The sequence below is a fragment of the Pseudoalteromonas sp. NZS127 genome, from assembly GCF_015864805.1.
Classification (GTDB): domain Bacteria; phylum Pseudomonadota; class Gammaproteobacteria; order Enterobacterales; family Alteromonadaceae; genus Pseudoalteromonas; species Pseudoalteromonas nigrifaciens.
The window spans coordinates 290,707-315,979 of record NZ_JADYWN010000003.1; the positions used below are offsets into that span (position 1 = coordinate 290,707).

Genomic DNA, 25,273 nt, shown 5'->3' on the forward strand with positions numbered 1-25,273 from the left:
TTATAATGATTTATGATTGTAATTGCGCGGTTTAATCAGGCTAAAATCAATTACACCAATCGATTGATTAAAAAACCTGCTAAATTTAGCTTTTTTAACTGATCCGAGTTGTTCAGCGTACAAGTGTACGCTAAAGTAGTTGGCAATTTATAAGCGAAGATAAGTGTTATGGAACCTAAAAATAGCTATACAAAAGAAGACTTGATCCTATGTGGTGAAGGTAAAATGTTTGGTGAAGGTAACTGCCGTTTACCAAGCGACAATATGTTAATGATGGACCGCATTACCTCTATTACTGCCGATGGCGGAATACATGGTAAAGGCGAAATTGTTGCTGAGCTAGATATTGACCCTAGCTTATGGTTTTTCGACTGCCATTTTAAAGGTGACCCTGTAATGCCCGGTTGCTTAGGTTTAGACGCTATGTGGCAGTTAGTTGGATTTTACTTAGGTTGGTCTGGCGGTCCAGGTCTTGGCCGTGCGCTAGGTGTGGGTGAAGTTAAATTTACCGGCCAAATTTTACCAACCGCTAAAAAAGTAACCTACCGCCTAGTAATGAAACGCGTAATTAAACGCAAATTATTTATGGGTGTTGCCGATGGCACGGTAGAAGTAGATGGCCGTGTAATCTACGAAGCGAAAGATTTAAAAGTGGGTCTATTTCAAGATACCAGTGCATTTTAATTAACTGTTAATAATTAAAATACACATACAAAAATGCCTCCACTTGGAGGCATTTTTGCTTAAATTCAGTTATATACTATGTTTTATAAATATTACGATTATCTATTGCTTCGCGCCAACCACCTAACCATTCTGATTTTGGATCAACTTGTTGATAGGGACAATGCTCTTTAGAGCGACCTGCTAAACCTGCTTTAAATCCTTGAGAATGTGCTCTCTCTAAACGATCTCTTTTTTGTCTCTTCATCGGTAATATCCTCACCTTTGTATTTATATATTTTGTAGCATTAGTGAAATCTACATGTAATGAATAGCTAATAAAAAAGGTTAATTCAAATTATAAAAGCAATTAATTAGTTTGACTTTAACTAAGCTGCTGATGCAATGATGAATTAGCTTTTTAAAAAGTAAGTGGTCGTACTTGCACTGTATTGACCAGTTTAATCTAACTTAAAAACACGATTAAAAAATCGTTTTATTACACTGTTGTGTATATATTGTGACCGGCTAATTTAGCCTTAGTTCCAAATTAATTTAGTCTGTTTTTTAATTATTTTAAATTTTCTTTAGCTTATTTAATAAACAACACAATTAATGCTTGATTATTTAAAGTCGATCGGTCTAATATGTTGTATGAACAAAAACACACCAACTCCAGTAAGGCGTGGCCGCCCACCCAAAGTAGCCAGAGAAAACGCCGATACCAAAGCGTTACTTATTCGCACAGGCCTAGAAACACTAACCGAGTTTGGTTTTAGCGCAACTGGCCTCGATACCATATTAAAAAAAGCAGCCGTACCTAAAGGCTCTTTTTATCATTACTTTAAAAGTAAAGAAGCGTACGGTATTGCCCTTGTTGATGCTTACGACAGTTATTTTATTGCCAAACTTAATCATTATTTACAACAAAGTGACGTGCCCCCGCTGGAGCGAATAGTCAACTTTACCCAAAGTGCCATTAAAGGTATGAAGAAGTACGATTATAAGCGTGGCTGTTTAGTAGGCAATTTAAATCAAGAACTGAATCACTTAAGTGACGAATTCCAAACCCGCTTATTGCAAAGTTATACTAGCTGGCAAAACTTGGTAGAGGTGTGTTTAAATCAAGCAAAGCAGCAAGGTACAATTGCCAACAGTGTAAACACCCCATTAATGAGTGAGTACTTTTGGATTGGTTGGGAGGGTGCGGTTATGCGTGCCAAGCTCACTAAGTCTAATACTCCACTTACTTTGTATACAGAAATGTTTTTACGCGCATTACTAACCTAATGCGTTTTTTTTACCAATTAAAAGACGATCGGTCTAAAAGGATATCCCATGAGTAACCCAATTAAAGCCATTGTTATTAATAAAGATGATAATAACTACAGCGCCTCTTTAAGCAGCATTAAGAATAGTGACCTGCCGAATGAAAATGTCACTATTGATGTGCTATACAGCACTTTAAATTATAAAGATGGCTTAGCAATAACCGGAAAAGGGCCTGTGGTACGCAGTTTTCCTATGGTGCCGGGTATAGATTTAGTAGGCACTGTGAGCCACTCCACCAGCGATGAATTTAAAAGTGGCGATAAGGTAATTTTAAATGGGTTTGGTGTAGGCGAAAAACACTGGGGTGGGCTTGCTCAAAAAGCAGCACTTAATAGCGATTGGTTAATCCCCTTGCCTGCTGGCATTTCACCTAAACAAGCTATGCAAGTTGGCACTGCGGGTTACACCGCTATGCTCAGTGTAATTGCACTCGAAAAACAAGGCATAACACCCGATTCAGGCGAAGTGCTGGTAACCGGTGCCAATGGTGGCGTAGGTAGTTTTGCAATATATTTACTAAATCAGCTTGGCTACAATGTAACCGCAGCTACTGGACGAATGGAGCAAAGTGATTATTTAAAAGAGCTAGGAGCAGCAAATGTAATTAATCGTGATGAGCTTTCAAACCCAGGTAAGCCGCTACAAAAAGAGCGTTTTGCCGCAGCTATAGACTCAGTAGGTAGCCATACTTTAGCTAATATTTGCGCCTCGTTAAAATATGGAGGTGTTGTAACCGCATGTGGGCTTGCACAAGGTATGGATTTACCTAGCTCTGTAGCACCATTTATATTACGTGGCATTCGATTAATAGGCATTGATAGCGTAATGCGCCCAAAAGCCGACCGAATTGAAGCATGGGATCGTTTAGCATCTTTAGTAGCAGCTGATTACCTTGATAAAATATCGACCGAAATAACGCTTGAACAAGTAATTGATAACGCCGAGCAGCTTATGAAAGGTAAAATTCGCGGCCGTGTTGTAGTTAATTGCCAAAGTTAAGCTTTTTACACTGTTAAAGCCTCGTTATTAAATTTATAATACACTTTGTATTTTAATAACGAGGCAACACCTATGAGCAACCAAGAACTTTTCAGTAATAACCCACTGCAAGGCGTAAAATTAGAACAAGTGGTTGAAGAGCTGGTTGAACAATATGGGTGGGAACTCCTATACGCTTATTTACAGCTAAATTGCTTTAAAAATAATCCTGATATTAAATCGGCGGTTAAATTTTTACGTAAAACACAGTGGGCACAAGAAAAAGTAGATAACTTTTATTTGTATCGCCTTAAAAACTTACCACGTCCTGATGATGTGCAATACGAACTGCCACCGCGTGATCGCGTGATCCCTGCTGATCATAAACCTGGTGAGCCGTGTGAGTTAAGCTTTACTGATGCAAAGCGTATTATGGAGAAAAAAGAGACTAAGCAACGTGCGCGTACCCGTAAACAGCGTGTTAGCTCAACTAATCCTTGGGGCAACTAAAGCACAAGGTTAAACCACTCATTATTAAAGCTGGCATTGCCGGCTTTTTTATTACGCCTTTTTACTCATACCCTATAAGTTAACAGCAACAAAGATATAAACTTTACTTTAGAGGCTTGTATCCCCTATCTTGCCAAAACTCTACAGCCGAGCGCTCTGTAGGCAGTGCTACATTAAATGTTTTATCCGCTATAAGTTTGCCATTGTACTCTATGGTCATGCGCCAATTACCAAGTTTATTATTAATTGGTGGCCATAAAGTATCACCTAAATAAAAATGCCAGTCGCTGTCTTTAACATACACCACTCCGGAAAAAGGAGGCATTATGTCGCCTTCATCATCGGGTATATTAGGATGATAAATGCTGTAATGTAATTTTTCGCCTTTGGCTTTTTTAATATTTATGATCAAACCAAATTCAACATCAAGAGTAGCGATGACCTCGGTAGTAAATTGCTCTATTTGCGGCAATGCTTTACTCTCGTTATCCCATGTTGAGTAAATACCGTAGCTTTGCAGCGTAATTATCGGTTTTAATTTAGCCATATCACCTAACTTTATATTTAACGTTTATTGTATGCCAGCAGAGTGTGTAAATTTGCCATATTTAAAGTGTCACTTTTGGGTTTTTAGGATAGTAATGATTGCCCTGCTGCTCGCACAAACTAAACTCACGAGTATTTTTGTAAGGTAACTTCATAAAACCGGCTACCCCTACGTCGGTAATATTCACTGCGTATTGCATCAACTTATTAAGCAGCCGCCTAAACTCATCCTCTTTACTGGCATCGAGCAACCGGTAGTAATGATGTATTTTGAGCCTATCGGGCAGCGCTTCAAAAATAATGCAGCCAGTGTGGTGTATTTGATTTAGCTCAAACACACATTTAATTACTTTTTTTGGCAGTTGTAGTTGCTCGTCGGGATCTTTACCATCTTCAAAGTAAGAATGTGGCCGGGTAACATCACTGGCATTTACATTCACCGTTTCAAAATCAAGTTCTGGTAAACTTTCAAACTTAAAGGCGCCGGTTCTATCGCGCTCTAGCTGAATGGTTTTACGTGCGTCAAACAAACAACATTTAAACAGCCCTTTTTGGCTAATTGCTTGTGCCAGCATTACGGTGTTATTTACCGCATCGGTAAATGCAGCGGCTAACGTTTCGTTATACAAAATTAGCGATGATTCAACAAACAGTGACTCATCTTTCCAATGAAAGCTTAATCCGCCTACGGCAGGATACTTTGCTAAACGACTAATTGAAGCTAAAAATGCTTTTTCGGTATCTCCGGTATCAAACAAAAACTCTTTGTAGTAACGATCTAATTGGGCATCGTTTACATCAAGCAATTGCTGTTTATGATCGGCTTGGCGTAAAAACTGCTTTCGTGAACTGTATACAACGGTTTCGGGCTCTTCGTCATAACTAAACCAAAACGGAATCGCGGCTTTAACTACTTTTTTAGGTAACTCAGGTAGGTACGCTTTCGCCATACTAGTAATGTTACGCATAAAGTAATCACCTGCGCTATCTCTCACTTGTTTGTTTTTAGAGAGCATACCGTCAATTACTTTAGCCAGCTCTATTGGTAGCCCTAAACTGCTGGCAGGAATAACGTCTACTCCAAACCGACAAGACTGTGCAGAAGCAAGTGCGTACAAGGTTGCCGCTACGCCTTGCTCATCAAAGCGTGGAGATGATTGCTCTCCCGACATTTGTGCTTCACCAATAAAGTAAACATCGCCCATACGTGCGTTAGTAGTGCTTAGGTCTGCCGACATTAAATCCATAAAATTACTGGCAATGGGGTTACCGTCACTATCTATTTGCGCGTATACCGAGCTTCCCCAATCCACTAACGATAGTGCATCACTGGCTTCGTCCCATACTAAGTTTGAAGGTTTAATGTCGCCATGCACAATAGGCTGCGCCGTTATACCCGTATTATGATTGCGCAGATCGAGCAGCACGTTTCTGAGTCGCACTGCCAGCGTCATAATTTTTGCAGCGCCAATTCGGCCTTTTTTCAACGATACTTTTTCAAGGTCTTCGCCCATGGCGCGAGCCATCATTAAAATGCCTTGTTTTTTAATTCGTTCAAATGCATAAAATTCAGGTACAAGTGGATTGTTAATTTGCGATAGCATGTAAGCTTCGTCTTCTAGGCGGTCGCGTATACTTTGCGCTAGTGTAATACGCGAAAACTTAAATACCCAAGGTAAGCCGGTATCGTCGTGTCCCGCAAATACAAAACCAAAAGCGCCTGAACCAATCATTTCTACATTTTCGTAACCAAGTAAGGTAAGTTTTTTAATACATATATTAAGCCACTGTCTATGCTTTTTAGCATCGTGGTGTGAGAGCAAATAAACAGATTGCTCTTCGTTAATATAAAAGTTACGAATTTCTTTGGCTTGCACTGTATTTTCTCAATTAAGGAAGTGTAACGGCTTAAATTAATAACCCTTTTAGCTGTGTAATACTCTATTTTATTTAAAGTTTTATCTCAAGTAATAGCGCTCGTTTAAATTTTAAGGCTACATATCGCTAGAAATTGCGCATTCAACGTATAGGGCTTAACCTATTGGGCTAAAATAAGGTAAAACAGGGCTTTATATTCTTTTGGGTCAAACAATGACAAACATAATTAAAGCCTCTTCTTTAGCTATAGCGCTTTGTGCTGGTATGAGTACGCACGCAGCTGAGTTTACTTTCTCATCAAACATAAACAAAGATGCACAAACATTAGTCGTATTTTATAGCCAAGATGGAAAAAACAAACAATTTAAAGCACTTAATAAAGAGTTTAAACAGCATTTAGAGCGCGTAATAGACATTGAAAACTTTAAAGGCGATTACGCCAGTGTTGCCGAACTTATAGCACCACAAAACAGTAAATATGATCGTATATTAGTGGTAGGTACGGGTAAACAAAAAGAACTAGATAAAGCCCGTATTACAAAATTAGGTGGCAATATACATGCTCGCTTACTCGGTAATAAAGTAACAACCGCAAGTGTAATATTTGATGACGTAACCGGCTTAAATAATAATGCCGAGTTAGCAGCTAACTTTGCTCACGGTGCTAATTTACGCGACCACCGCTTTGAAAAATATAAGCAAAAAGCCAGCACAGAAACTATTAGTTACACATTTGATGTTGCTAACACTAAGCAAACACAAAAAACATATAAGTTGCTACAAAGCATTCAAGCTGGGGTGTTTTTGGCCCGCGACTTAACTTCTGAAGTTGCTACCCACATGACCCCGGTCGACTTTGCCAATGCAGCTAAAGAGTTAGAGTCTCTTGGCGTTACTATTAGCGTACTTGAGCCTGCACAATTAAAAGAGCTAGGTATGGGAGCGCTTGAAGCTGTTGGCCGTGGTAGCGAACAAGGCGCTCGCCTTGTAGTTGCTCATTATAAAGGGTCTAACGACGTACCTATTGCCCTAATAGGTAAAGGTATTACATTTGACTCTGGCGGCTACAGCATTAAAACAGGTGCATCTATTGCACGAATGAAATCAGACATGGCAGGTGCAGCAGCGGTACTGGGTACTGTAAAAGCAATGGCACTTGCTAAAGCAGATAAAAACGTAGTTGCAGTGATGGGTATGGCCGCTAACATGGTGTCGCAATTTGCTGTAGCACCGGGCGACGTAGTACGTACCGCTGAAGGTTTAAGTGTAGAAATACTTAATACCGACGCAGAGGGCCGCTTGGTACTTAGCGATTCAATGTGGTATGCGCGTAAGCACTTTAATCCTGAAATAATGATTGATGTAGCCACATTAACTGGCTCTAAAGTAGGTGCTGTTGGCAATGAATACGCTGCAGTATTTTCACAAGATGATAAATTAGTAACGCAATTAACCTTAGCCGGTAAACAGGTTAACGAAAACTTATGGCGCCTACCTTTAGGGTATAAAGATGCTTTAAAGTCGGATATTGCTGATTTAACCAATGTTGGCTCCAGCGGCCCTGGTGCAACTACTGCAGCAAGCTTTTTAGAGCATTTTGCCGGTGACACTCGCTGGGTACACATTGACATAGCCGGCAATGCATTAGCTAAAAAAGGCAAAGACGAAGTATCTGCTGGCGGTACCGGATTTGGCGTGCGTTTATTGAGTGAATGGCTACTAAGTAATTAAATATACATTAGTTAGCTTTACTAGCTAAAACACAAAACGCCAAAAGCACATATATGCTTTTGGCGTTTTTTATTGTTAGTTAAAGCAATATAACCTTTAACCTAGAAGGTCAAACACGTTTTAGTCGTAACCATATTTATTATTAAACGCTTCATCGCTCATGGTTAATAAAATAATAAACTCTACAAATGCAATGATCGCCGGAATAGCTGTCCAAAAGAACAACAGATAAATAAAGCCTAAGCCAATTTGCCCTAAGTAAAACTTATGAACACCAAAGCCACCCAAAAATACCGCAAGCAATGCTGCAGCTATTTTACTCTTACCATTGGGCGCAGTACCACCTAATGAATTAGGTTGCGCTGTTTGTCTTACCCCACATTTAGGACAAATTTCTGCTTTTAAACTAATTACGCCTCAACAGTCCGAACAAAACTTTTCGTCTGCACTTTTTAATGTTGCTGCATCACTCATTAATAACTCTCCATTGTTTATAAATATGCTTCATAGCGTAGTTAAGTAAATGTCAGTATATAAATTATTAGTTTAATTTTTAGATACTTGAAAATATTTAACAGCTAAAAACTTAGCACAATAGGCAAACCACACCCAACAAAAATAAAACAACTATTTTACATTTGGGTGCTTATACATGATTTATATAGTGCAAATAAACGATGTGCAGCTAGTAAAACTCGATAGTATCAATAATCAACACTAAATAATGTTAACAAAATTTACATTTAGTTAGTTGTTCTGCATAAACCCTTTTTGCTTAATAGCGCAGCACTAAGTTAATTGTGGTTTTTTAATGGAGTATCAAAATGATAAAATTTAAATCGATAACACTATTTGTTAAAATGTGTACTGTTACGGCATTATTAACCAGCTCAGCCGCTTACTCACTAGGCTTCTCACAAACCTACACACAGGCTTACTTACAAGCCTATGCTCAAGCTTCATCTAAAGATAGCAAACAGGCTCCAGCTCAAAACATTCCTCAAAACTCGATATACCAATTAAATAATACGTGGTTAGATCAAGATGGCCACGAGCGTTTATTAAGTAGCTTTAGTGGTAAAAAGCAAATAGTGAGCCTTATTTACACACATTGTGCGCATACCTGCCCTACTATTGTGTCGACCATGCAAGCTATTGAAAATAAGCTTAGTGATGAAGAAAAAAACAATGTTGGATTTATATTAGTCTCGCTTACCCCTGATACAGACACCCCGACGGTATTACAAAGCTTTGCCCAAAGCAGAAAACTAAGTGCACATAATTGGAGCTTATTAACAGGCTCAGCCGATGATGTGCGCAGCTTAGCTGCAGCATTAAACATTAAGTATCAAAATATAGGGAATAGCGAGGTAGAGCACTCTAATATAATGACGGTGCTTGATCAGCAAGGCAGAATCAAGTTTCAAAAAACGGGTGTAATTAGTAATGCAACTTTCACTGCTAAGGAGCTTGCCAACTTTTAAGCTACTCACTATTACTAAAAACACAAATATAAAACACTTTATTAGCAAATAGAGCGTTTTATATTACTTTATAAATATTTACTTTAAATACTTTCCTACCTAAGTCCACTTCAAATCTCTCATATATTTTTTAATCAATTACATCATTCGCTTACAACATAGAGCATTAATGACGTATATATAGTAGCGTTGGGCTTATTTGCAGCACAATAGAATAATCCGCACTTCACTTACACTTCAGCTTTGTATTATTAATTATTGGGTACTTACGTGAATAAAAAACAAGCCATACTAGGTAGCGCTATTGCTATTTTATCTATTTTGTTAGGGGCACTATTTCTCGAAACATCATCACTGTTTTTACGTCTACTGTTAGGCTTAGCTTTGGGTTTTGCCTTAGCGAAAGGTTCAATTGGTTTTGCTGGCAGCATTAATCGCGCATACCGACGTGGCTCAACACAGCTATTGCAAACTCTTATGTTTATGTTTGTTATTACTGCCATTATAAATGCTGGCTTATTAGTAAATACAGATTCAACAAGTTATAACTTATGGGTTAACCCTATTAATTTGGGCCTGATTATTGGTGGCGTAATGTTTGGTGCCGGTATGAGCTTGTCGAGCTGCTGTGCTACCAGCATGATGGTAGAAATGGTAAGCGATGTAGCACGCGCACTAACAACATTGGTATTTTTTGGAGCAGGTGTGTTTTTTGGCTTTCCGCTACAAGCAACGCAAAGCTGGATAACGCAAAGTGTAATCTCTACAAGTAGTTATGCTGAACAAGGTGTTTACCTGCCCGATTTGTTTAGTTGGGGGCCATTAAATGGCTACTTTATTGCTATTTTAGTTACGATTGCTTTTGCTTTAATTGTTGTAGTGCTGGCTAAAAAATATGAGAACTACCGACAAAAAAGTGGATCTTATTTAGGGGTTGACGGTGAAATAGCCCGACAAAACCAGTTAGTACACAACAATTTACATTTTTTAGCACCCACACATATAAACGCTGGATAGGAAACATGTGGGAAATGCGCACTTCTGCTTTAGTAATTGCAATTATATTTGGTGTAATGATGGCGTCAACTGGTTCGGGCTGGGGCGCTTCTACCCCTTTTGGCATATGCTTTGGTAAGCTTGTAATGCTACTTGGCATAAGCGCAAACGATATTGCAAACTTTACTCTAAGACCCGAAGTAATGTTTACTACAGGCTTTTTTGATCATGCTATTTCGGTACAAAACTTTGCAATAATGTTAGGCACATTAATAGCCGTGCTGCTTATGGGTAAATTTTCGTTTTCATTTAAAATAAACCACTCAGCTAAACAGTTTGCTTTATTTGCACTTGGCGGGCTACTAATGGGGTTTGGTACGCGTTTTGCCAATGGCTGCAATGTAGGTGCATTATTTACCCCTATCGCTAACTTTTCATTGTCAGGTTGGATTTACCTAATTTTTTTACTGCTTGGTGGAATACTGGGTAATAAGCTGCAACATGCTGTTATTAAATAATACCTTTTATAATTAAAATACCGACTTAAATTATAAGTCGGCACTTTTACTAACCGTTATTTTTAAACAGTATACGTTTAAGTGTATTGTCTTTAATAATATAATGATGCAGAAGTGCTGCGCTGGCATGTAATGCAATTAAGTAATAACCAAGTACGCCCGTTGTTTCGTGTAGGTATTTAATTTGTTTTGCCAGATCAGTGTTTTTTGCCGCTAATGCGGGTAATTCAAAACCATAAAAAGGGATTGGCGCATCAAATAAACTCAGCATAAACCAACCTGCCAAAGGCATTGCAAACATAAAAGCATAAAGTGCAATGTGCGTAATACTAGCTGCCATGGTTTGCCATTTTGCTGGACTGGGCGTTATTAATGGTTTAGAACCACTTTTTAAACGAATAAATAGCCGAATAGTAACAAGTAATAAAACTGATAACCCCAGCATAAAATGCCACATTTTAAATAAATCGCGAGTTTCTGTGCCCTTATCAAATAAAACCCGTAGTTCAATAGAGGCATACACAGCAATTAATACTAATAACATTAGCCAGTGCAGGATTATTGAGAGTTTATTGTAATGGGTAGATGTGTTTTTTATAGCCATAAAACCTCTAAAAATCTAAGAAATAAATGCGCTCTTTACTTCTCAAGCACACCGTACTTAACCTGAACTCTGGTTAAGAGATTTACTAACATATTGAATCATCGTTATATTTAATTTTATTTTCTCTAGCCAGAGGTTTTCAGTGAAAACAAGGCGAATTTACGCGTCAATAGCTGGCCTATTGCAAGTAAATTCAACGCAGTTAGCGCTGAAAACAGCTGCTTGAGATAAGTTTATTATCCGGAGCTCAGGTTACTTAAGAAGTTTAGCGCGTTTAAAACTTTTACAGTGTTTAAAGTAAGCTTTTAATGATCTAGCACAATGACTATTTAACTTATATTTATAGGCGCTATCTGTATTGATAACTTAAACCAAGCCCCGCCCAAAATACATCTTGTAATAATTCATCGTCGGCATAGCGGTTAGAATCTTTATTAATAGCAAAACTGTAGTTGCTATATGCGTATAACTGCATGTTTTTTATTACTGAGTAAGATAAATTCGCACTAAATTGCACATGATTAGCACCATTATGCCCATCGGCAACATACCCCGAATTAAAGCCAACACTGGTTTTAAAATCAAGCTGTAATACGGGCGTTAATTGATACTGTTTATTTAGCGCAACATCTAAAAAAGCACCTTGAGCATCAAAAGAATAATAAACTACTTATAAGCTGAACCTGCTGTGCAAAAGAGTAAATAAGCTCAAGGCTAACCTCATTATCGTAAGCATTACTGCTTTCTTCGCGCGAGGCAATTGCACTATACCCACTTAATAGCTCAAGGTTTTTTGATAATACCGTTGCGTATATTATATTTAAATTCACTTCTGAATAATCGGTATTAATGCCTTTAGCAAACCAAGGAATAATTATGAAATTTTCATAATTTAGCTCTGTAGATACTGAGGTAATCCCTTTATTTGCTAAGTTATCACGCCCTTCAGTAACATAGCGGTTTTCCCAGTAGGAATGAATGTGCCAGTCGTAGCTGTTATTAGGTTCAATGTTAGTTAACGTCTCAACTTTTATATGACCCGCCGCATCTGCTGAAACATTTTGCACAGCACTATACTCTTGCGTAGTTTGCGCTAAAGCAAGGGAACTAAAACAGGCACTAAACGCAAATAAAAAACCGACAATACATAACTTCATTAATAACCTAAATTTTCATAGTAGTATTTAGCTCAGTTACTGAGCTAAAAAGGTCGGCTATACTACTACTCGAATAGGTAAATGAGCAATAAATTTTGTTAACTTTATTAGTTAAATAAAATTACTGCAACTAGGGCTCGCTGCAGTGTTAAAAATACGGGATATAAGGTAGGTAATTTAAAGTTTTATAGAGGTGTTACTAAACCTCTTCGCATTCCCTGCTTGGCTTTTCAAATTTAAACACTGCTAATCCTAAAAGCGCTATCATTATTGCAAAAGCTAACCAAGATGATAAAAACTGTGCTGCAAAAAACCAACCCACTGCAGCGGCAATAACACTAATAACAAGCTGAGCCATAAGCGGAACTTTACCTTTGGTACCGTAAGTAAGTTTATAAGCTTTAACTAATTCATCAGCCACAAAAAACTCACAAAGTGTCACGTTTTTAGTTAAACCGTGGGCTTTTAGCCTAATTTTGGCCGGGTTGCCATTTATTTCAAACTGATGAGTAGAGCTAAACTTAAAGTTTTGTGCTTCGCTAACTATCTCACCGTTAACTTTTACAACTTCTTTTCCCGATACGGGCGAGCAGTAATAAGTAACTTCTACGTCATCACTGTAAAACTTAAAATGCATTCCACTTTTGGCCGAAACCTCTACTTTATTTGTCATCATCATCATCCTTATTGATATAAATTTAATTATATAGTTTCCAAAGAAAGTTAACAGCATGCTTACAACAATAAATCGTTAACTCACTCATAAAAAGCTATACCTCAATAAAAACAAACAATAGATTTAAAATCAAACTCGTTAACATTGTTGATCAGTACTAAACTTTTGCTCATCGGCAGTTAATTGATCTGTATCAAGTCATTTTTGCACTTAAGCGCAATACTAAGTTAATCGTCATTTATAATGGAAAATATAAAATGAAAATACAACCTAATAAGCACACCCTATGGCTCCCTCTAATAGCTATTTTATTTAGTGGTAACCTACTTGCTGCCAGTAATTTAAAAACTGAACAAGCAATACTAACGCCTCCTCCTATGGTGCCGCCCGCCATTAATAGAGATCACAGTGCAAAAGTAGTTATCAACCTAGAAACAAGAGAACAAGTAGGGCGAATTGCCGATGGCGTTGAATATGTATTTTGGTCATTTGGTGAAACCGTACCAGGGAGTTTTATTCGAGTTAGAGAAGGTGATGAAATTGAGTTTAACCTCTCAAATCACCCTAGCTCAAAAATGCCGCACAATATTGACTTACATGCGGTAACAGGCCCAGGTGGTGGCGCGGAATCGTCATTTACGGCCCCAGGACACACCTCAACATTTAATTTTAAAGCACTTAATCCTGGGCTTTATATTTATCATTGCGCCACGGCTCCTGTTGGTATGCACATAGCCAATGGCATGTATGGCTTAATTTTAGTTGAACCAAAAGAAGGCCTTGCGCCCGTAGACCGAGAGTATTATTTAGTACAAGGGGATTTTTATACTAAAGGTGAATTTGGTGAAGCTGGCCTGCAACCTTTTGATATGGCAAAAGCAATAGATGAAGATGCCGACTACGTAGTATTTAATGGCTCAGTAGGCAGTACCACAGATGAAAACTCTTTAACCGCTAAAGTAGGTGAAACAGTTCGATTATATATTGGTAATGGTGGCCCTAACTTGGTTTCTTCTTTTCATGTAATAGGCGAAATTTTTGATACCGTTTATGTAGAAGGCGGCAGTTTAAAAAATCACAACGTACAAACCACATTGATCCCCGCTGGCGGCGCTGCCATTGTGGAATTTAAAGTAGAAGTACCAGGCACCTTTATTTTGGTTGATCATTCTATTTTTAGAGCATTTAACAAAGGTGCACTCGCAATGCTAAAAGTAGAAGGTCCTGACGACCATTCTATTTTTACAGGCAAAACAGCTGAAAACGTATATTTACCAGAAGGCTCAGCAATACAGTCGTTAGACAATACTTTTACTAAAATAACAGCCAACAATAAAGATGAACAAATACGATTCGGCCAACGTGTTTATGAAGCTAACTGTATGGCTTGCCATCAAGCTAATGGCGAAGGTATTCCCGGAGCATTCCCGCCTTTAGCAAAGTCTGATTATTTGAACAACAACCCACTTTTAGGTGTTAATGCGATTATTAAAGGCTTATCGGGTCCGATTAAAGTTAATAACGTTAACTACAACGGCGTAATGCCAGCAATGAACCTAAATGACGAAGATATTGCCAATGTTATTACCTTTGTACTAAATAACTGGGATAACGCCGGCGGAAAAGTCTCTGCTGAACAAGTTGCTAAGCAGCGCAAGTAACATGATTTTTTCTTTATTAACGATGACACTGACACTGGCAGAGCATCCTAAAATGGTAGCGCTGCCCGCGGGTAACTACAGGCCGCTTTATATGAATAAAAACAGCCCACAAACATTTGTGGGCGCTTTTAGCATAGATGTTACGCCTGTGACTAACGCGCAATATTTAACGTTTGTAATAAATAACCCTCGTTGGCAGTCGCAGCAAATACCTAGCATATTTGCAGAGGCTCAATATTTACAACATTGGCAACAAAATCTAACTCCAAAGCAGCCGTCACAAGGACAATTAAACAGCCCTGTAGTTAACGTATCGTGGTTTGCAGCCCAAGCTTATTGCCATTCACTTAATAAAAGCTTACCCACGGTTGCTCAGTGGGAACGTGTTGCCAGTGCCAGTGCAACCCAGCCCAATGGCAGCCTAGAGAAAAGCTATAACCAACGTATTTTACAATGGTATAGCCGCCCTAGTAGCAAACAGCTCCCCGAGGTTGGTACTAACCCAGCAAACTATTGGGGAGCACAAGACTTACACGGCTTAATTTGGGAATGGACAGAGGATTTTAACTCCGCTTTGGTCAGCGGCGAGTCCCGTGGTGATAGTGATATAAATCAAAAATTATTTTGCGCCGCAGGAGCACAAGGCGCTGCTGATCCCAGTGATTATGCCGCATTTATGCGCTTTGGCTTTCGATCTAGTTTGCAGGCCAAATATACTTTACCCAATTTAGGGTTTCGCTGTGCGAAATCAAAGGAATAAAAAATGATAAAATATAACCCAGCTATTATTTCTAATAATATAACACTCAAAATATTAGGGCTGATATGCATGCTTGCCAGCTCATACGCTTACTCGCAAAATATACCACAAAACTCTGTTTATCAGCTTAACAGTACATGGTTAGATCAAGACGCTAATAAACGTACTTTAAGTAGCTTTAGCGGTAAAAAACAAGTCATAAGCCTTATTTATACACACTGCTTACATACCTGCCCTACTATTGTTTCTACCATGCAAGCCATTGAAAATAAGCTGAGTGAGACTGAAAAACAAGACGTAGGTTTTATTTTAGTCTCGTTAACGCCCGACACAGATACACCTGCAGTACTAAAAGAATTTGCACAAAGCCGAAAATTAAATTTACAAAACTGGAGTTTATTAACCGGCACACCACAAGACGTTCGTAGTTTAGCCATGGTATTAAATATAAAGTTTCAAAACATAGACAACAATGAAGTTAATCACTCCAACTTAATGACAGGTTTAGACGAGCAAGGACGTATTAAGTTTCAAGAACTTGGAGTAATAAATAACGCAGCAATAGCCGCTGAAAAGCTCGCAAATTTTTAAAGCACGCTACCCTTAACTAAGCTATACAATGAATAAACACTCGCACAAAAGCAGAGTGTTTATTTAATTTCAAAAATTTTAATATGGGACAGGCATTTAATTTTTATTAAAAAGCAAATGCACAGTTTATTTATTATTTACTCCAGTGTATGGCTTTCATTGAATTACAACAGTTAAAGTTTATTCGATTTTAGGGAGATTTTAACAAGAGTTAGGGGCTTACACTTCATATGATGGATATTTGCTAACTTAAGCTGACACAGATCTATGAACGACCTCAAATCATTGTTGTTTAGTTATTTAAGTAATCACACCAACTGCTTACTTCCGCCAAAACAATAAGAGTAAATTTTACTGGTTAGAACAAAAAAACAGCGGATGCTCGTATTTATTTTGCATTAAATAACTTACAGATTAACCAACACCTTTGTACCACTTAGCTTGGTTCTGCGCAGCTAAATTCATTAACCTTACTTTACTCCCTGCAAAGTTTGCATATTGCCTACGAAAATGCTGAATTGCGTTTAGCCACTCAGCCTCTTCTATATTTAATTTGGCTAATATATTGGGTACATTTTTACTTACTTCCCGTTGTTTATTGCAAGTAAAATAACGACTACTCCAACTTACTAACTCTAAATAGTCTATTAATCTAAATGGGATCGTGTCTGGTTCTGCATTACTACCCAATTTAAGTAATTGCATTGGCTGGCTTTTGTGCTCAAAAAGCTCTGATTTTTGTGCAGGTTGTTTACTATTTTTTGGCGTGTTTTTATATTTATGGATACGCTCTTGAATTGATGTGAAATCACTATTTTCAAGTTCTGTAGCTATTTTCGCTCTAATTGGATTCAAATCAACATACGCCATACAACTTAAAATAGCCTTATCATCTAATAGTGCTTGGGATTTATAACGCCCTTCCCAGTATTTTCCTGTGCAGTTATCTTCTTTATTTGCTTGCCTGGCAATATATTCATTAAGATTTTTCATATACCAGCTAATATCATAAAGTCGTGCTCGCCATGTTGCTATAATTTCACTAAAAATATATAAGCTAGCCTCATTTAATTTCTCGCCATTTAAAAAGCGTTCAACCAAAGAGTCTCCTTGTTTATATAACTTATACCAACGCCTTATAACCTCTTCAACAGACCAATCAAGCGCTTTGTTTTTATTTACTTTAACCACAACATGATAATGATTACTCATAATAGCGTAAGCAGCTATATCAATGGCAAATACATCGCTCAGTAATTTCATCCGCTTAACAAGCCACTCCCTACGGTGGTCAAAGTTTCTGCCTGAGTATTTATCATCGCCACACAAAAAGCACGGCGAACACAACGCGCAATTAGGTGGTAATAAGGTGTTACCGATAAATCTATGAGTGATTTTCTGGCACGGGTCATGTTTAGCACTCTGTTTTTGCATGTATATATAAACAGTAGTTCAAAGCGAGGGAATTACCATTTTTTATGCCTGTCCCTTATTATGATGCATTAGCCGTTAAATATAAAAAAACGTTATTAAAAGAAAAATTAGATACGTTTATAAAAGGAAGATTTAGATATTTCGCATAGATCAGATTTTGACGTTGAAGAAAGAGAGATAGACGGCAACCACACTCACATGCAGCCCAAGATTGGAGTAAAATTTTCTGTTAGGCATAATTAATAAGAAAACACCTCTAAGATTGTGGCTAAATTTTATTTTGGCCTCTTGTATTTTAAAGCTTTGGAACGAAAAGGCTTTTTGGTCAGACTGTTATTTCGTTTGCTTTGTTGGTTGGGAATGCAAGTGCTGAAATCATCACGAAGTATATTCAAAAACAAGGGTAAAACAGATTTCCCCCGCGACATCACCTCGCTCTGCTCACAGATTTTCTTCTGCTAATTTATATAAACGGCCCTTTTACTGTTAACTGAAGGGCCGTATAAGTAGCAACTAATAATAGTTATACTCTGTTTTGTATCGCTAATTTAATTAATAATTTTATAAGTGCTATAAAGCAAGCTTTAGCCCTTCAACAGCGATATTGTATCCGCGCGACTTTACTAATTGGCTTTCTTTACTCTCTAAATTAAGTAATGGGTTACTGTGATTCATATGAATAAACCACACTTTATTTTTTTCTGTGTCGTCTATATCTTTTAGCTCTGTCATTGTTTCTGCAACAAATGGATGAGGGATTTTAGACATATCTCTTCCCGGTAACTCACCATCATCATAAAAGGCTGCATCAATGAGTGCGTAGTCTACTGCTTTAATTGCATCCACCAGCTTTGTTTCCCATTGTGGCCATTTATTAATATCAGGGATAAATAATGCTGACTTATTTGGCCCTTTTATTATGTAGCCCACAGTTTCTGAATACTCATCGCGATGCGGTACTAAAAATGGAGTTACTGTTATTTGGCCAAGCACTTCTGGCTGATTGTGTTGTAATGGCATTAGCTGAATGTTTTTATATTTAACTAATTGCTCCCAAGGGCCATTTCCCTTTAAGAACTGGGTCATTTTAGGCATTGCGTACACAGGCGTATTACTGGTGCCTGCCGCTTCATGTCCTAAAAACATTAACCCTGTATAATGGCCAATATGGGCGTGGGTAATAAAAATGCCTGCAAGGCTGTAACGCGAAGAAGGCGCAACTCGCTCAAGTTGATAAAATTGCTCTGGAAAGTTAGGCGTTGCTTCAAACATGTATTTTTTGTTATTTTTTGGGTCAATTACTCCCAATGACACCGCCCCGCGTTTTAACAGTGGATTTTCCCAGCCTGGCATACAATGTTGCTCATAACAACCTGTTTGCGGGTATCCTGCATCTTGTGTTACACCCAGAGTATAAAGATACGGCTCATTTTCAGCCGCCGTTGCATTAATAAACATGCACGAAAGTGCATAGCTAAAAATAAACAATAGTTTTTTCATTTTGCTTTTCATTTAGTACTTCTGCCGTTAATTTATATTTATAATATTTGAGGCACTTACAGTGCCCCAGCTAAAACAAGAACAACTAATTAAAACACAAAGCCCACGCGTGCATAATAACTCATACCGTCAAAACCATATGGAACCGCACGTAATGGGTAGCGAAATGCCTGTTGAGAAATAAATTGCAACACTTCATCATCTCCCAGTTCATCAGGTGTAACATCAAATAAGTTATTAACACCCATACTAATAGTAAATGCACTGGACACTTGATAATCCACGTTTACATCTATTAAAGTAGCGGCCTCAACCACACTGGTTGGTTTAAATGCTCCCGTGGGTGAAAGCGTACCCGGCAAGTTAATATGATTCGCACCAAATAATGACACTTCAGTTTCACCAAAATAATTGGCACGGATCAGAGTACTCCATGGCCCTTTATCATAGTCAAACGAGAGTGTAGCTCGCTCACTAGGCTGGGAGTCGGTAATAAAGTCACGATTATTTTTATCTAAAGTAACCGATGCGGGGATCCCTTCTCGGGTATTCACTCTATCTATTTCTGTATCATTAATATTACCGGCAAACGTAATTGCAAATTCCCCCTCGTTTACAGTAGTTTGATAAGTGACGATTAAATCAACTCCTTTTGTTGTTAAATCAACAGCATTTGAGAAGTAATTAACACTCACTGCACCCGATGCAGCAAGCGCTTCGCTCGCCTCTGGGCTAAAGGCAACATCGGCAGCGGTTAAAAAACCTGTGCCTGAGATACGATCTTTTATTTCGGTGTGGTAAGCATCTAAGGTAATAGATACTTCATCGCTGGCATTAAAAACAAACCCTAGACCAATACTTTCTGATGTTTCTAACTTAAGTTCATCGACCCCTAATGCACGCGGAAACGCAGACCCGGCATTAGCGGTGAACGATCTTTCTAATTCGCCACCTTCGCCTATGTTAGTGGTATATGCCGTGTATGCACTTTGTTGTAACGACGGAGCTCTAAAACCGGTTGATACACTGCCTCTTACCGAAAAGTCGCTAGTTACTTCATAACGCGAAGATAACTTCCAAATAAGGTCGTCCCCCGAGTTAGAAAAGTCTTCATAACGTAGTGCCGCGCCCACTAACCAATTATTATTTAACTGGTTTTCAACATCGATATAAACGGCGTAGCTATCGCGTCCCTCTTTACGTGCCGCTGCAGGGCTAATACCATTAAATGCCTCAAAGCCACAGGTAGCAAAAACGTTAGGATCAATCACTGATGGAAATGGGCTGTTTTGATTGCTGGCACCACAGGCATAAGATGCTTGCTCGCCGTTAACTATTTGATAGTTTTCTTCTCTGTATTCAACGCCAAATGAAACATATAGCTCATTGCGTAAATTAACATCAACCTCACCCGATATATCGGCGTTAAATGTTAATTGATCAAAGCGATAGCCACCTGAGTACCCTGTTGTTTTACCCGCATTAGCGGCAATTTCACTGTCAGTCGCTGATGGGTTGTTATTTAAATATTCAGCAGCATAAGAAGGGTTTATGGTATTTGCAGAATAAAAGTCATACCCATTTTCGCCATAAACAGCCGAAACATCAAAGGCCCATAAGCTACTAATATCACCTTTAACACCTATCGCAATCGACTTGTCATCAGACTCATTATCAATTTGAGGTAAAAAACCATCGGGGTATACTTGAGGTACATTTTTCGCAGCTTCATTAAAATAACGATAAAAGCCATTTCCCAGCGCGGTACGCTTAGAGTAACCGCCAAATGAATATAGCTCTAACTCCCCAACTGGCAGCATCATATTATAAAATAGGGTTTTAAATTCAGCATCGGCGTTGCCCTGCTTCCAGCGCACATTTTGCGATAAAGTCCCCGGTGTAACACTCGACGACCCCCCTATATCTCGTTGCGCTCTATTGGTACCATCTGCATCACGATACTCTAACGACAAATTAATAAAGCCGCCATCATTGCTTAAATCAAACCCCGTATTTAAACCTAACGTTAAAGTGTCTCCATCCCCTTGTTTAGTTGTGCCTGCTTGTATAAAACCGCTAGTCACATTGGTGGTATCTTTTAATGACAAGTTAATAACGCCCGCAATCGCATCCGAGCCATATTGAGCCGCAGCGCCATCGCGTAACACTTGTACATTTTTTAATGCTGTTAAAGGAATAGCATTCATATCAGTACCCGCAGCACCACCACCCACGGTATTAAAAATACCAAATATGGCTTGGTTATGTCGTCGTTTTCCATTTACTAAAACGAGTGTTTGATCTGGTTGCATACCACGTAATGTAGCAGGTCTAAACAAATCTGCACCATCCGATACTTGTGTTCTGCTAAAGTTAAACGAGGGTGCAGTTGCTTGTAAAGATTGTCCTAACTCAGTAAAGCCGCCTTTACTGAGTGTATCTGATGCAATTATATCTATCGGCGATGTTGACTCTGTAGAAGTACGACTAGACACCCGAGAACCTATTATTTGTATTTTTTCTACGGCTGGGGTCACATTATCTGTTGCAGTACTTTGTGTTTCTGTTGCTTGTACTGATAGTGCTGAAGTTCCTAGTGCGAGCCCTATCGCAATAGTAACCTTACACAGCTTAGATGTTTTTATCATTAGCTTTCCTGTGTTGTATTGTTATTTAAATTTATTCACTGTTGACGATAATTGTTATTTAGTACAAGCAAACGCCTGCCATCTGCATAATTGTAAGATAATTTAATAGTTTAATTTTTTGAAAACACTGGCTCAAAGCTGCGCTGTAAATAATAAACATGCATTACTGCTAAGCTAAGCATAAGCCACCAATCCTGCTACTTTGTTATAATAAATGCATACAAATTTTCATTTGTTAATTATTGTAAACGAACTTGAATATACGATTAGTGAAGTTTGCGGGCAAGTGTAACCATATGAGACAAAGGTCGCGTAAGCATAAAAGCTGAGAGACAATTAATTAGTAAATTTGGGGTATTATTTTTATAAATAGGCATAACCACTGTTGTAGTTATGCTTTAATATTTATCACGTATTTTTAGCCATTATATCAAATGTCGCCGCTGCAAACGGGAGTTCAAACGGCAGCTTTATAATGTAAATACTTTATATCATGCCTTTACTCTATTAATTGCCATCATTCGACTTTCATAAGAGGATTTTTTGTCTTTTGGTGCGCATTTATTAAAAACTGATTGAGCTAATTTAATTGCTTTTTACTCTGTGTTGGTAAGCTTAAGTTATTTTTTGTTGGTTGGTGCAATCATGAGTTTATCCTGCATTAAAGAGCTAATAAAAACTTCAAACACAGCAGCAATACATTTTAAAGATTCTGATCCAACGCTCAGCCCCCTTCTATTCTCTGAATAGTACGAGTCTTAATCCTGAATGGCGAGCAAGAACTTTCTGAGCCTACCTTTTAGCTTGTCGTTGTTGAATATTCATCATTTTCCTTTTGCAGCTGTATTACTCTTTATGGCAATTTCACACAAGTAATAACGCGACAAAGTTACGACACAGCCTAGACCTGTCGACGGCAGCTACCCTCTTTACTCGCCTAACGCCTTGTTTGGCAAAAAATAGCAGCACAAGAAAATTTTCTTCGCAGCAGTAACATGTTATACGTTTTAAAATTTAACATATAATACCAACCGCATTAAATAAGTGAGTGCGCTATTTAATAAGCCTTATGTTTCTGCCAATATATCGCCATCAACAAGGTGAACATTGGTGGTGTAATAAGCTTGGCTGTATTCTATATTTAACGAAAAATACACGCTTTGTTTAAGGTGTTTTTTTATAGATGCCTCTAGCTCAGTACTTAATGCTAATGTAAATTCTTTATTTCGGTGAGACTTAGTTAATAACGATATTGTAATGAGAATATGCGAGTACTTATATTCTAAGCATGAGTAAGCTCTTGACTTACATACCCCAGCACTGGCGTCTTTGTTATTTATAATCTGCTCTATAACATCAAAAACTTCTTTTGTGTTTATTTTTAAGTTATCTGAATATTTTATTTCTACGTGTGGCATAAATATATGTTCCTGAACGAATAACGCTTGGTTAATAATAAATCACTGCGTTTGAGTGCAACAATCAACAGTAACTTACCTAATGAGTTTATTCCGCTTGAGCCTGTAATACAGCGTGCTGTATATCTACATAGCATTATTTAAAATTAAACTTTGTTTATAAAACTTCTCTTTTTAAGCATTATAAGGTGCTTACTTATTATCGGGTTAGCTCCTTTATTCGTTTTATGGTATTTACCCTCAACTTTTTTACTTAAAACAAAAAAGCATAACCCTATTAAAGTTATGCTTTTTAATTTAGTTTGTTTAATAAACGAATGCGCCGTATAAAGGCTAATTACTCAATAGTTGTATTATTTAAAGAGTAGTTCCACACCTTATAAAAATAAAAGGCATAACCAAGGCCAAGGGTAAGTATTGAAATTATAATCCAAAGAATTACATGGCCAATGCTGCCAAAAATATCTGTATTACAAACCATTTTTCTTGCATTACCGTGTTCGTCAATTAACTCAGAGCGATTCAAAATAAACTTAGAGAACGAATAAGGAAAAAAGAACGCGCCTATACCAAACGTTATTAGTATTAAAATAAACCACAGTATTAAATGCCCTAAAATATCTATAGCTCCTACATTTGCTTGAATCTTCATATTTAATCCTTGATATGATTTTACTTAACGAGTGTTAAAACCTACTCGCTTTAATTTATTGTTATTACTAAATAAACCATAGCCGAGTTCCTATTTCAGTTCAATTATTTACATAAAACAAAAAGAAGTTTATTTACTTATAAGCAGCTACTACATACTTTTGCTTAGCTTTATTAGATTAAATAAACATTATTTCACTTAACTTATTCCTCCTCAAAAATGCACCTCACAAACCTACAGCCACGCTAATAAACGCAGCAAAACTAGCGATAAAAGAAATCAATGAGCATTACTCATGTATAAATGAAATTAAATCAATTTTATTCATAATAATAACAACGTATAAAATACATTCTTGCTTTTACCTTTAACCGCACTGCACTTGGTTGCAATTAAGCCTTTAGGTAAAAATAAAAAATACTGTGGTGACTACTGACAGGGAAATCTGAAGATATTACCGAAAACCTCAGAAGTTAAACAAAAAATTCAGCTTTAATTATATAAATGGATACCAAAAATCATGAAAAAAGACTTTAAATTTACTATTAAGAGCACTTCTCTTGATGAAAGTTATCAGCCATCTAACGATACGCGCCTTACAACCAACTTTGCTAACTTGGCAAGAGGAAAATATCGCCAAGCTAATTTGCGCAACGCGTTAAAAATGATTGATAACCGCTTTAATGCTTTAGCGAATTGGGATAACGCTAAAGGAGATCGTTACTCTGTCGAACTCGAGATTATTTCTGTAGATTTAGATATTAAAGGCAGTGGTAATACTTTTCCATCAATAGAAATATTAAAAACAATTATTGTTGATCATAAAACTAATAAACGCATTGAAGGCATTGTAGGTAATAACTTTTCCTCTTATGTGCGCGATTATGACTTTAGCGTATTGCTGCAAAATCATAATAAAAATCAACCTAAATTTAGTATCCCAGATAACTTTGGTGAGCTGCACGGCAAGCTGTTTCAGCATTTTGTTAACTCAAGTACTTACAGACTAAATTTTAATAAACTACCTGTAATATGTATTAGTGTTTCTGATAACAAAACGTATCATCAAACTCAAAACCAGCACCCTATTTTAGGCGTTGAATACCTGCCAAATGAGTCATCTTTAACCGAGCAATATTTCAAAAAAATGGGCTTGCAGGTACGTTATTTTATGCCACCAAACAGTGTAGCGCCTTTAGCATTTTTCTTTTTTGGTGACTTACTTAATGATTACACTAACCTTGAACTTATAAGTACCATTTGCACCATGGAAACATTTCAGAAAATCTATCGACCTGAAATTTACAATGCAAATGCACCTGCAGGAAAGTCTTATCAACCAAATTTGAACAACCAAGATCATTCATTAACGCAAATTGTTTATGATCGAGAAGAGCGTAGCCAAATGGCCAGCCAGCAGGGAAAATTTACCGAAGAGCACCTAATTAAGCCATACCAAACTGTGCTTGAACAATTCTCTGCCAATTACGTTTAAAAGCGGCGCTTAACAGTTTCGCTCAATAGCTAGGTTCAATT

The 25,273-nt window shown here is 37.7% G+C and carries 26 protein-coding genes; 12 read left to right on the plus strand and 14 right to left on the minus strand.

Features of this window, described 5'->3' with window-relative positions; genetic code table 11:
- The first annotated feature begins 168 nt into the window (after nucleotides 1-168).
- The gene (gene fabA / locus I6E78_RS04840) at nucleotides 169-684 is read left to right on the plus strand and encodes a bifunctional 3-hydroxydecanoyl-ACP dehydratase/trans-2-decenoyl-ACP isomerase (RefSeq protein ID WP_011328171.1); all 516 of its coding nucleotides are present in this window, start codon (nucleotides 169-171) and stop codon (nucleotides 682-684) included.
- Nucleotides 685-760: 76 nt separating this feature from the next.
- Here fabA and rmf read toward each other — a convergent pair whose 3' ends face one another.
- Entirely contained in the window at nucleotides 761-931 is a 171-nt protein-coding gene (rmf, locus tag I6E78_RS04845; RefSeq protein ID WP_011328170.1) for a ribosome modulation factor, read from the minus strand.
- 386 nt (nucleotides 932-1,317) lie between these two features.
- On the opposite strand from rmf, the gene acuR reads away from it, so the two are divergent.
- The 3 genes from acuR to I6E78_RS04860 all read left to right on the plus strand — a co-directional run bounded on the left by acuR (nucleotide 1,318) and on the right by I6E78_RS04860 (nucleotide 3,483).
- Nucleotides 1,318-1,953 carry an acrylate utilization transcriptional regulator AcuR gene (gene acuR, locus I6E78_RS04850; RefSeq protein WP_197107938.1) on the plus strand — a complete coding sequence of 212 codons (636 nt, stop codon included), beginning with the start codon at nucleotides 1,318-1,320 and terminating at the stop codon, nucleotides 1,951-1,953.
- 48 nt (nucleotides 1,954-2,001) lie between these two features.
- On the plus strand, nucleotides 2,002-2,994 hold the full coding sequence (gene acuI / locus I6E78_RS04855) for an acrylyl-CoA reductase (NADPH) (RefSeq protein ID WP_179807057.1): 993 nt from the start codon (nucleotides 2,002-2,004) through the stop codon (nucleotides 2,992-2,994).
- 72 nt (nucleotides 2,995-3,066) lie between these two features.
- Nucleotides 3,067-3,483, plus strand: coding sequence for a VF530 family DNA-binding protein (locus I6E78_RS04860; protein WP_011328167.1), 417 nt, complete (start codon nucleotides 3,067-3,069; stop codon nucleotides 3,481-3,483).
- 103 nt (nucleotides 3,484-3,586) lie between these two features.
- On the opposite strand, the gene I6E78_RS04865 is transcribed toward I6E78_RS04860, so the two are convergent.
- Together I6E78_RS04865 and I6E78_RS04870 are read right to left on the minus strand one after the other, a co-directional pair.
- On the minus strand, nucleotides 3,587-4,030 hold the full coding sequence (locus I6E78_RS04865; protein WP_011328166.1) for a DUF3859 domain-containing protein: 444 nt from the start codon (nucleotides 4,028-4,030) through the stop codon (nucleotides 3,587-3,589).
- Between the two features lie 61 nt (nucleotides 4,031-4,091).
- Entirely contained in the window at nucleotides 4,092-5,906 is a 1,815-nt protein-coding gene (locus I6E78_RS04870) for a protein kinase domain-containing protein (RefSeq protein ID WP_192531921.1), read from the minus strand.
- 214 nt (nucleotides 5,907-6,120) lie between these two features.
- Here I6E78_RS04870 and I6E78_RS04875 point away from each other — a divergent pair, with 214 nt between their 5' ends.
- On the plus strand, nucleotides 6,121-7,638 hold the full coding sequence (locus I6E78_RS04875; RefSeq protein ID WP_197182064.1) for a leucyl aminopeptidase: 1,518 nt from the start codon (nucleotides 6,121-6,123) through the stop codon (nucleotides 7,636-7,638).
- A 120-nt stretch (nucleotides 7,639-7,758) separates the two neighbouring features.
- On the opposite strand, the gene I6E78_RS04880 is transcribed toward I6E78_RS04875, so the two are convergent.
- Nucleotides 7,759-8,049: a TM2 domain-containing protein gene (locus tag I6E78_RS04880; protein ID WP_331459141.1), complete on the minus strand. Its 291-nt coding sequence runs from the start codon at nucleotides 8,047-8,049 to the stop codon at nucleotides 7,759-7,761.
- A gap of 413 nt (nucleotides 8,050-8,462) precedes the next feature.
- Here I6E78_RS04880 and I6E78_RS04885 point away from each other — a divergent pair, with 413 nt between their 5' ends.
- The 3 genes from I6E78_RS04885 to I6E78_RS18830 all read left to right on the plus strand — a co-directional run bounded on the left by I6E78_RS04885 (nucleotide 8,463) and on the right by I6E78_RS18830 (nucleotide 10,636).
- On the plus strand, nucleotides 8,463-9,122 hold the full coding sequence (locus I6E78_RS04885; protein WP_197182065.1) for an SCO family protein: 660 nt from the start codon (nucleotides 8,463-8,465) through the stop codon (nucleotides 9,120-9,122).
- Nucleotides 9,123-9,392: 270 nt separating this feature from the next.
- The gene (locus I6E78_RS18825; protein ID WP_331459138.1) at nucleotides 9,393-10,139 is read left to right on the plus strand and encodes a YeeE/YedE thiosulfate transporter family protein; all 747 of its coding nucleotides are present in this window, start codon (nucleotides 9,393-9,395) and stop codon (nucleotides 10,137-10,139) included.
- Between the two features lie 14 nt (nucleotides 10,140-10,153).
- A complete protein-coding gene (locus I6E78_RS18830) occupies nucleotides 10,154-10,636 on the plus strand; it encodes a YeeE/YedE thiosulfate transporter family protein (protein ID WP_269435614.1) in 483 nt (160 codons plus the stop codon).
- Between the two features lie 49 nt (nucleotides 10,637-10,685).
- Here I6E78_RS18830 and I6E78_RS04895 read toward each other — a convergent pair whose 3' ends face one another.
- The 4 genes from I6E78_RS04895 to I6E78_RS04905 form a co-directional block, all read right to left on the minus strand.
- Nucleotides 10,686-11,240: a cytochrome b gene (locus I6E78_RS04895; protein ID WP_179807063.1), complete on the minus strand. Its 555-nt coding sequence runs from the start codon at nucleotides 11,238-11,240 to the stop codon at nucleotides 10,686-10,688.
- 349 nt (nucleotides 11,241-11,589) lie between these two features.
- Entirely contained in the window at nucleotides 11,590-11,715 is a 126-nt protein-coding gene (locus tag I6E78_RS18835) for a hypothetical protein (RefSeq protein WP_255319073.1), read from the minus strand.
- A 175-nt stretch (nucleotides 11,716-11,890) separates the two neighbouring features.
- Nucleotides 11,891-12,397, minus strand: a complete 507-nt coding sequence (locus I6E78_RS04900) for a hypothetical protein (protein ID WP_197182066.1) — start codon at nucleotides 12,395-12,397, stop codon at nucleotides 11,891-11,893.
- Nucleotides 12,398-12,596: 199 nt separating this feature from the next.
- The gene (locus I6E78_RS04905; RefSeq protein WP_197182067.1) at nucleotides 12,597-13,070 is read right to left on the minus strand and encodes a hypothetical protein; all 474 of its coding nucleotides are present in this window, start codon (nucleotides 13,068-13,070) and stop codon (nucleotides 12,597-12,599) included.
- A gap of 260 nt (nucleotides 13,071-13,330) precedes the next feature.
- Between I6E78_RS04905 and nirK the strand changes: the two genes are divergently transcribed.
- From nirK to I6E78_RS04920, 3 genes are read left to right on the plus strand one after another with little or no spacing between them, the layout of a single operon-like run.
- Nucleotides 13,331-14,734 (plus strand): copper-containing nitrite reductase, encoded by a 1,404-nt coding sequence (gene nirK, locus I6E78_RS04910; protein ID WP_011328157.1) that lies wholly within the window; start codon nucleotides 13,331-13,333, stop codon nucleotides 14,732-14,734.
- 1 nt (nucleotide 14,735) lies between these two features.
- Nucleotides 14,736-15,494, plus strand: coding sequence for a formylglycine-generating enzyme family protein (locus I6E78_RS04915; RefSeq protein ID WP_197182068.1), 759 nt, complete (start codon nucleotides 14,736-14,738; stop codon nucleotides 15,492-15,494).
- Nucleotides 15,495-15,497: 3 nt separating this feature from the next.
- Complete coding sequence (locus I6E78_RS04920; protein ID WP_011328155.1) at nucleotides 15,498-16,085, plus strand: SCO family protein; 588 nt, start codon at nucleotides 15,498-15,500, stop codon at nucleotides 16,083-16,085.
- 414 nt (nucleotides 16,086-16,499) lie between these two features.
- Here the strand turns inward: I6E78_RS04920 and I6E78_RS04925 are convergent, their stop codons facing one another.
- From I6E78_RS04925 to I6E78_RS04950, 6 genes are all read right to left on the minus strand, one after another.
- The gene (locus tag I6E78_RS04925; protein WP_231617943.1) at nucleotides 16,500-17,348 is read right to left on the minus strand and encodes a transposase; all 849 of its coding nucleotides are present in this window, start codon (nucleotides 17,346-17,348) and stop codon (nucleotides 16,500-16,502) included.
- A complete protein-coding gene (locus I6E78_RS04930; RefSeq protein WP_197182070.1) occupies nucleotides 17,345-17,497 on the minus strand; it encodes a hypothetical protein in 153 nt (50 codons plus the stop codon). The genes I6E78_RS04925 and I6E78_RS04930 overlap by 4 nt, the downstream gene beginning before the upstream one ends.
- A 592-nt stretch (nucleotides 17,498-18,089) precedes the next feature.
- The gene (locus I6E78_RS04935; RefSeq protein WP_197182071.1) at nucleotides 18,090-19,019 is read right to left on the minus strand and encodes an MBL fold metallo-hydrolase; all 930 of its coding nucleotides are present in this window, start codon (nucleotides 19,017-19,019) and stop codon (nucleotides 18,090-18,092) included.
- 89 nt (nucleotides 19,020-19,108) lie between these two features.
- Nucleotides 19,109-21,667 (minus strand): TonB-dependent receptor plug domain-containing protein, encoded by a 2,559-nt coding sequence (locus I6E78_RS04940; RefSeq protein ID WP_197182072.1) that lies wholly within the window; start codon nucleotides 21,665-21,667, stop codon nucleotides 19,109-19,111.
- A 1,067-nt stretch (nucleotides 21,668-22,734) separates the two neighbouring features.
- A complete protein-coding gene (locus I6E78_RS04945; RefSeq protein ID WP_197182073.1) occupies nucleotides 22,735-23,085 on the minus strand; it encodes a hypothetical protein in 351 nt (116 codons plus the stop codon).
- A 337-nt stretch (nucleotides 23,086-23,422) separates the two neighbouring features.
- A complete protein-coding gene (locus tag I6E78_RS04950; protein WP_197182074.1) occupies nucleotides 23,423-23,737 on the minus strand; it encodes a DUF6693 family protein in 315 nt (104 codons plus the stop codon).
- 520 nt (nucleotides 23,738-24,257) lie between these two features.
- Between I6E78_RS04950 and I6E78_RS04955 the strand changes: the two genes are divergently transcribed.
- Complete coding sequence (locus I6E78_RS04955; RefSeq protein WP_011328151.1) at nucleotides 24,258-25,232, plus strand: DUF1852 domain-containing protein; 975 nt, start codon at nucleotides 24,258-24,260, stop codon at nucleotides 25,230-25,232.
- Nucleotides 25,233-25,273 lie beyond the last annotated feature (41 nt).

What these genes read in the sequence shown, in the direction of transcription:
- I6E78_RS04940 (WP_197182072.1), bottom strand. Translation starts at nt 21,667, where the DNA reads ATGATAAAAACATCTAAGCTGTGTAAGGTTACTATTGCGATAGGGCTC.
- rmf (WP_011328170.1), bottom strand. Translation starts at nt 931, where the DNA reads ATGAAGAGACAAAAAAGAGATCGTTTAGAGAGAGCACATTCTCAAGGA.
- I6E78_RS04920 (WP_011328155.1), top strand. Translation starts at nt 15,498, where the DNA reads ATGATAAAATATAACCCAGCTATTATTTCTAATAATATAACACTCAAA.
- fabA (WP_011328171.1), top strand. Translation starts at nt 169, where the DNA reads ATGGAACCTAAAAATAGCTATACAAAAGAAGACTTGATCCTATGTGGT.
- I6E78_RS04885 (WP_197182065.1), top strand. Translation starts at nt 8,463, where the DNA reads ATGATAAAATTTAAATCGATAACACTATTTGTTAAAATGTGTACTGTT.
- I6E78_RS04945 (WP_197182073.1), bottom strand. Translation starts at nt 23,085, where the DNA reads ATGCCACACGTAGAAATAAAATATTCAGATAACTTAAAAATAAACACA.
- I6E78_RS04930 (WP_197182070.1), bottom strand. Translation starts at nt 17,497, where the DNA reads ATGACCCGTGCCAGAAAATCACTCATAGATTTATCGGTAACACCTTAT.
- I6E78_RS04950 (WP_197182074.1), bottom strand. Translation starts at nt 23,737, where the DNA reads ATGAAGATTCAAGCAAATGTAGGAGCTATAGATATTTTAGGGCATTTA.
- acuR (WP_197107938.1), top strand. Translation starts at nt 1,318, where the DNA reads ATGAACAAAAACACACCAACTCCAGTAAGGCGTGGCCGCCCACCCAAA.
- I6E78_RS04860 (WP_011328167.1), top strand. Translation starts at nt 3,067, where the DNA reads ATGAGCAACCAAGAACTTTTCAGTAATAACCCACTGCAAGGCGTAAAA.
- nirK (WP_011328157.1), top strand. Translation starts at nt 13,331, where the DNA reads ATGAAAATACAACCTAATAAGCACACCCTATGGCTCCCTCTAATAGCT.
- I6E78_RS04925 (WP_231617943.1), bottom strand. Translation starts at nt 17,348, where the DNA reads ATGAAATTACTGAGCGATGTATTTGCCATTGATATAGCTGCTTACGCT.
- I6E78_RS04955 (WP_011328151.1), top strand. Translation starts at nt 24,258, where the DNA reads ATGAAAAAAGACTTTAAATTTACTATTAAGAGCACTTCTCTTGATGAA.
- I6E78_RS04935 (WP_197182071.1), bottom strand. Translation starts at nt 19,019, where the DNA reads ATGAAAAAACTATTGTTTATTTTTAGCTATGCACTTTCGTGCATGTTT.
- I6E78_RS04900 (WP_197182066.1), bottom strand. Translation starts at nt 12,397, where the DNA reads ATGAAGTTATGTATTGTCGGTTTTTTATTTGCGTTTAGTGCCTGTTTT.
- I6E78_RS18835 (WP_255319073.1), bottom strand. Translation starts at nt 11,715, where the DNA reads ATGCAGTTATACGCATATAGCAACTACAGTTTTGCTATTAATAAAGAT.
- I6E78_RS04895 (WP_179807063.1), bottom strand. Translation starts at nt 11,240, where the DNA reads ATGGCTATAAAAAACACATCTACCCATTACAATAAACTCTCAATAATC.
- acuI (WP_179807057.1), top strand. Translation starts at nt 2,002, where the DNA reads ATGAGTAACCCAATTAAAGCCATTGTTATTAATAAAGATGATAATAAC.
- I6E78_RS04875 (WP_197182064.1), top strand. Translation starts at nt 6,121, where the DNA reads ATGACAAACATAATTAAAGCCTCTTCTTTAGCTATAGCGCTTTGTGCT.
- I6E78_RS04865 (WP_011328166.1), bottom strand. Translation starts at nt 4,030, where the DNA reads ATGGCTAAATTAAAACCGATAATTACGCTGCAAAGCTACGGTATTTAC.
- I6E78_RS04905 (WP_197182067.1), bottom strand. Translation starts at nt 13,070, where the DNA reads ATGACAAATAAAGTAGAGGTTTCGGCCAAAAGTGGAATGCATTTTAAG.
- I6E78_RS18830 (WP_269435614.1), top strand. Translation starts at nt 10,154, where the DNA reads ATGCGCACTTCTGCTTTAGTAATTGCAATTATATTTGGTGTAATGATG.
- I6E78_RS04915 (WP_197182068.1), top strand. Translation starts at nt 14,736, where the DNA reads ATGATTTTTTCTTTATTAACGATGACACTGACACTGGCAGAGCATCCT.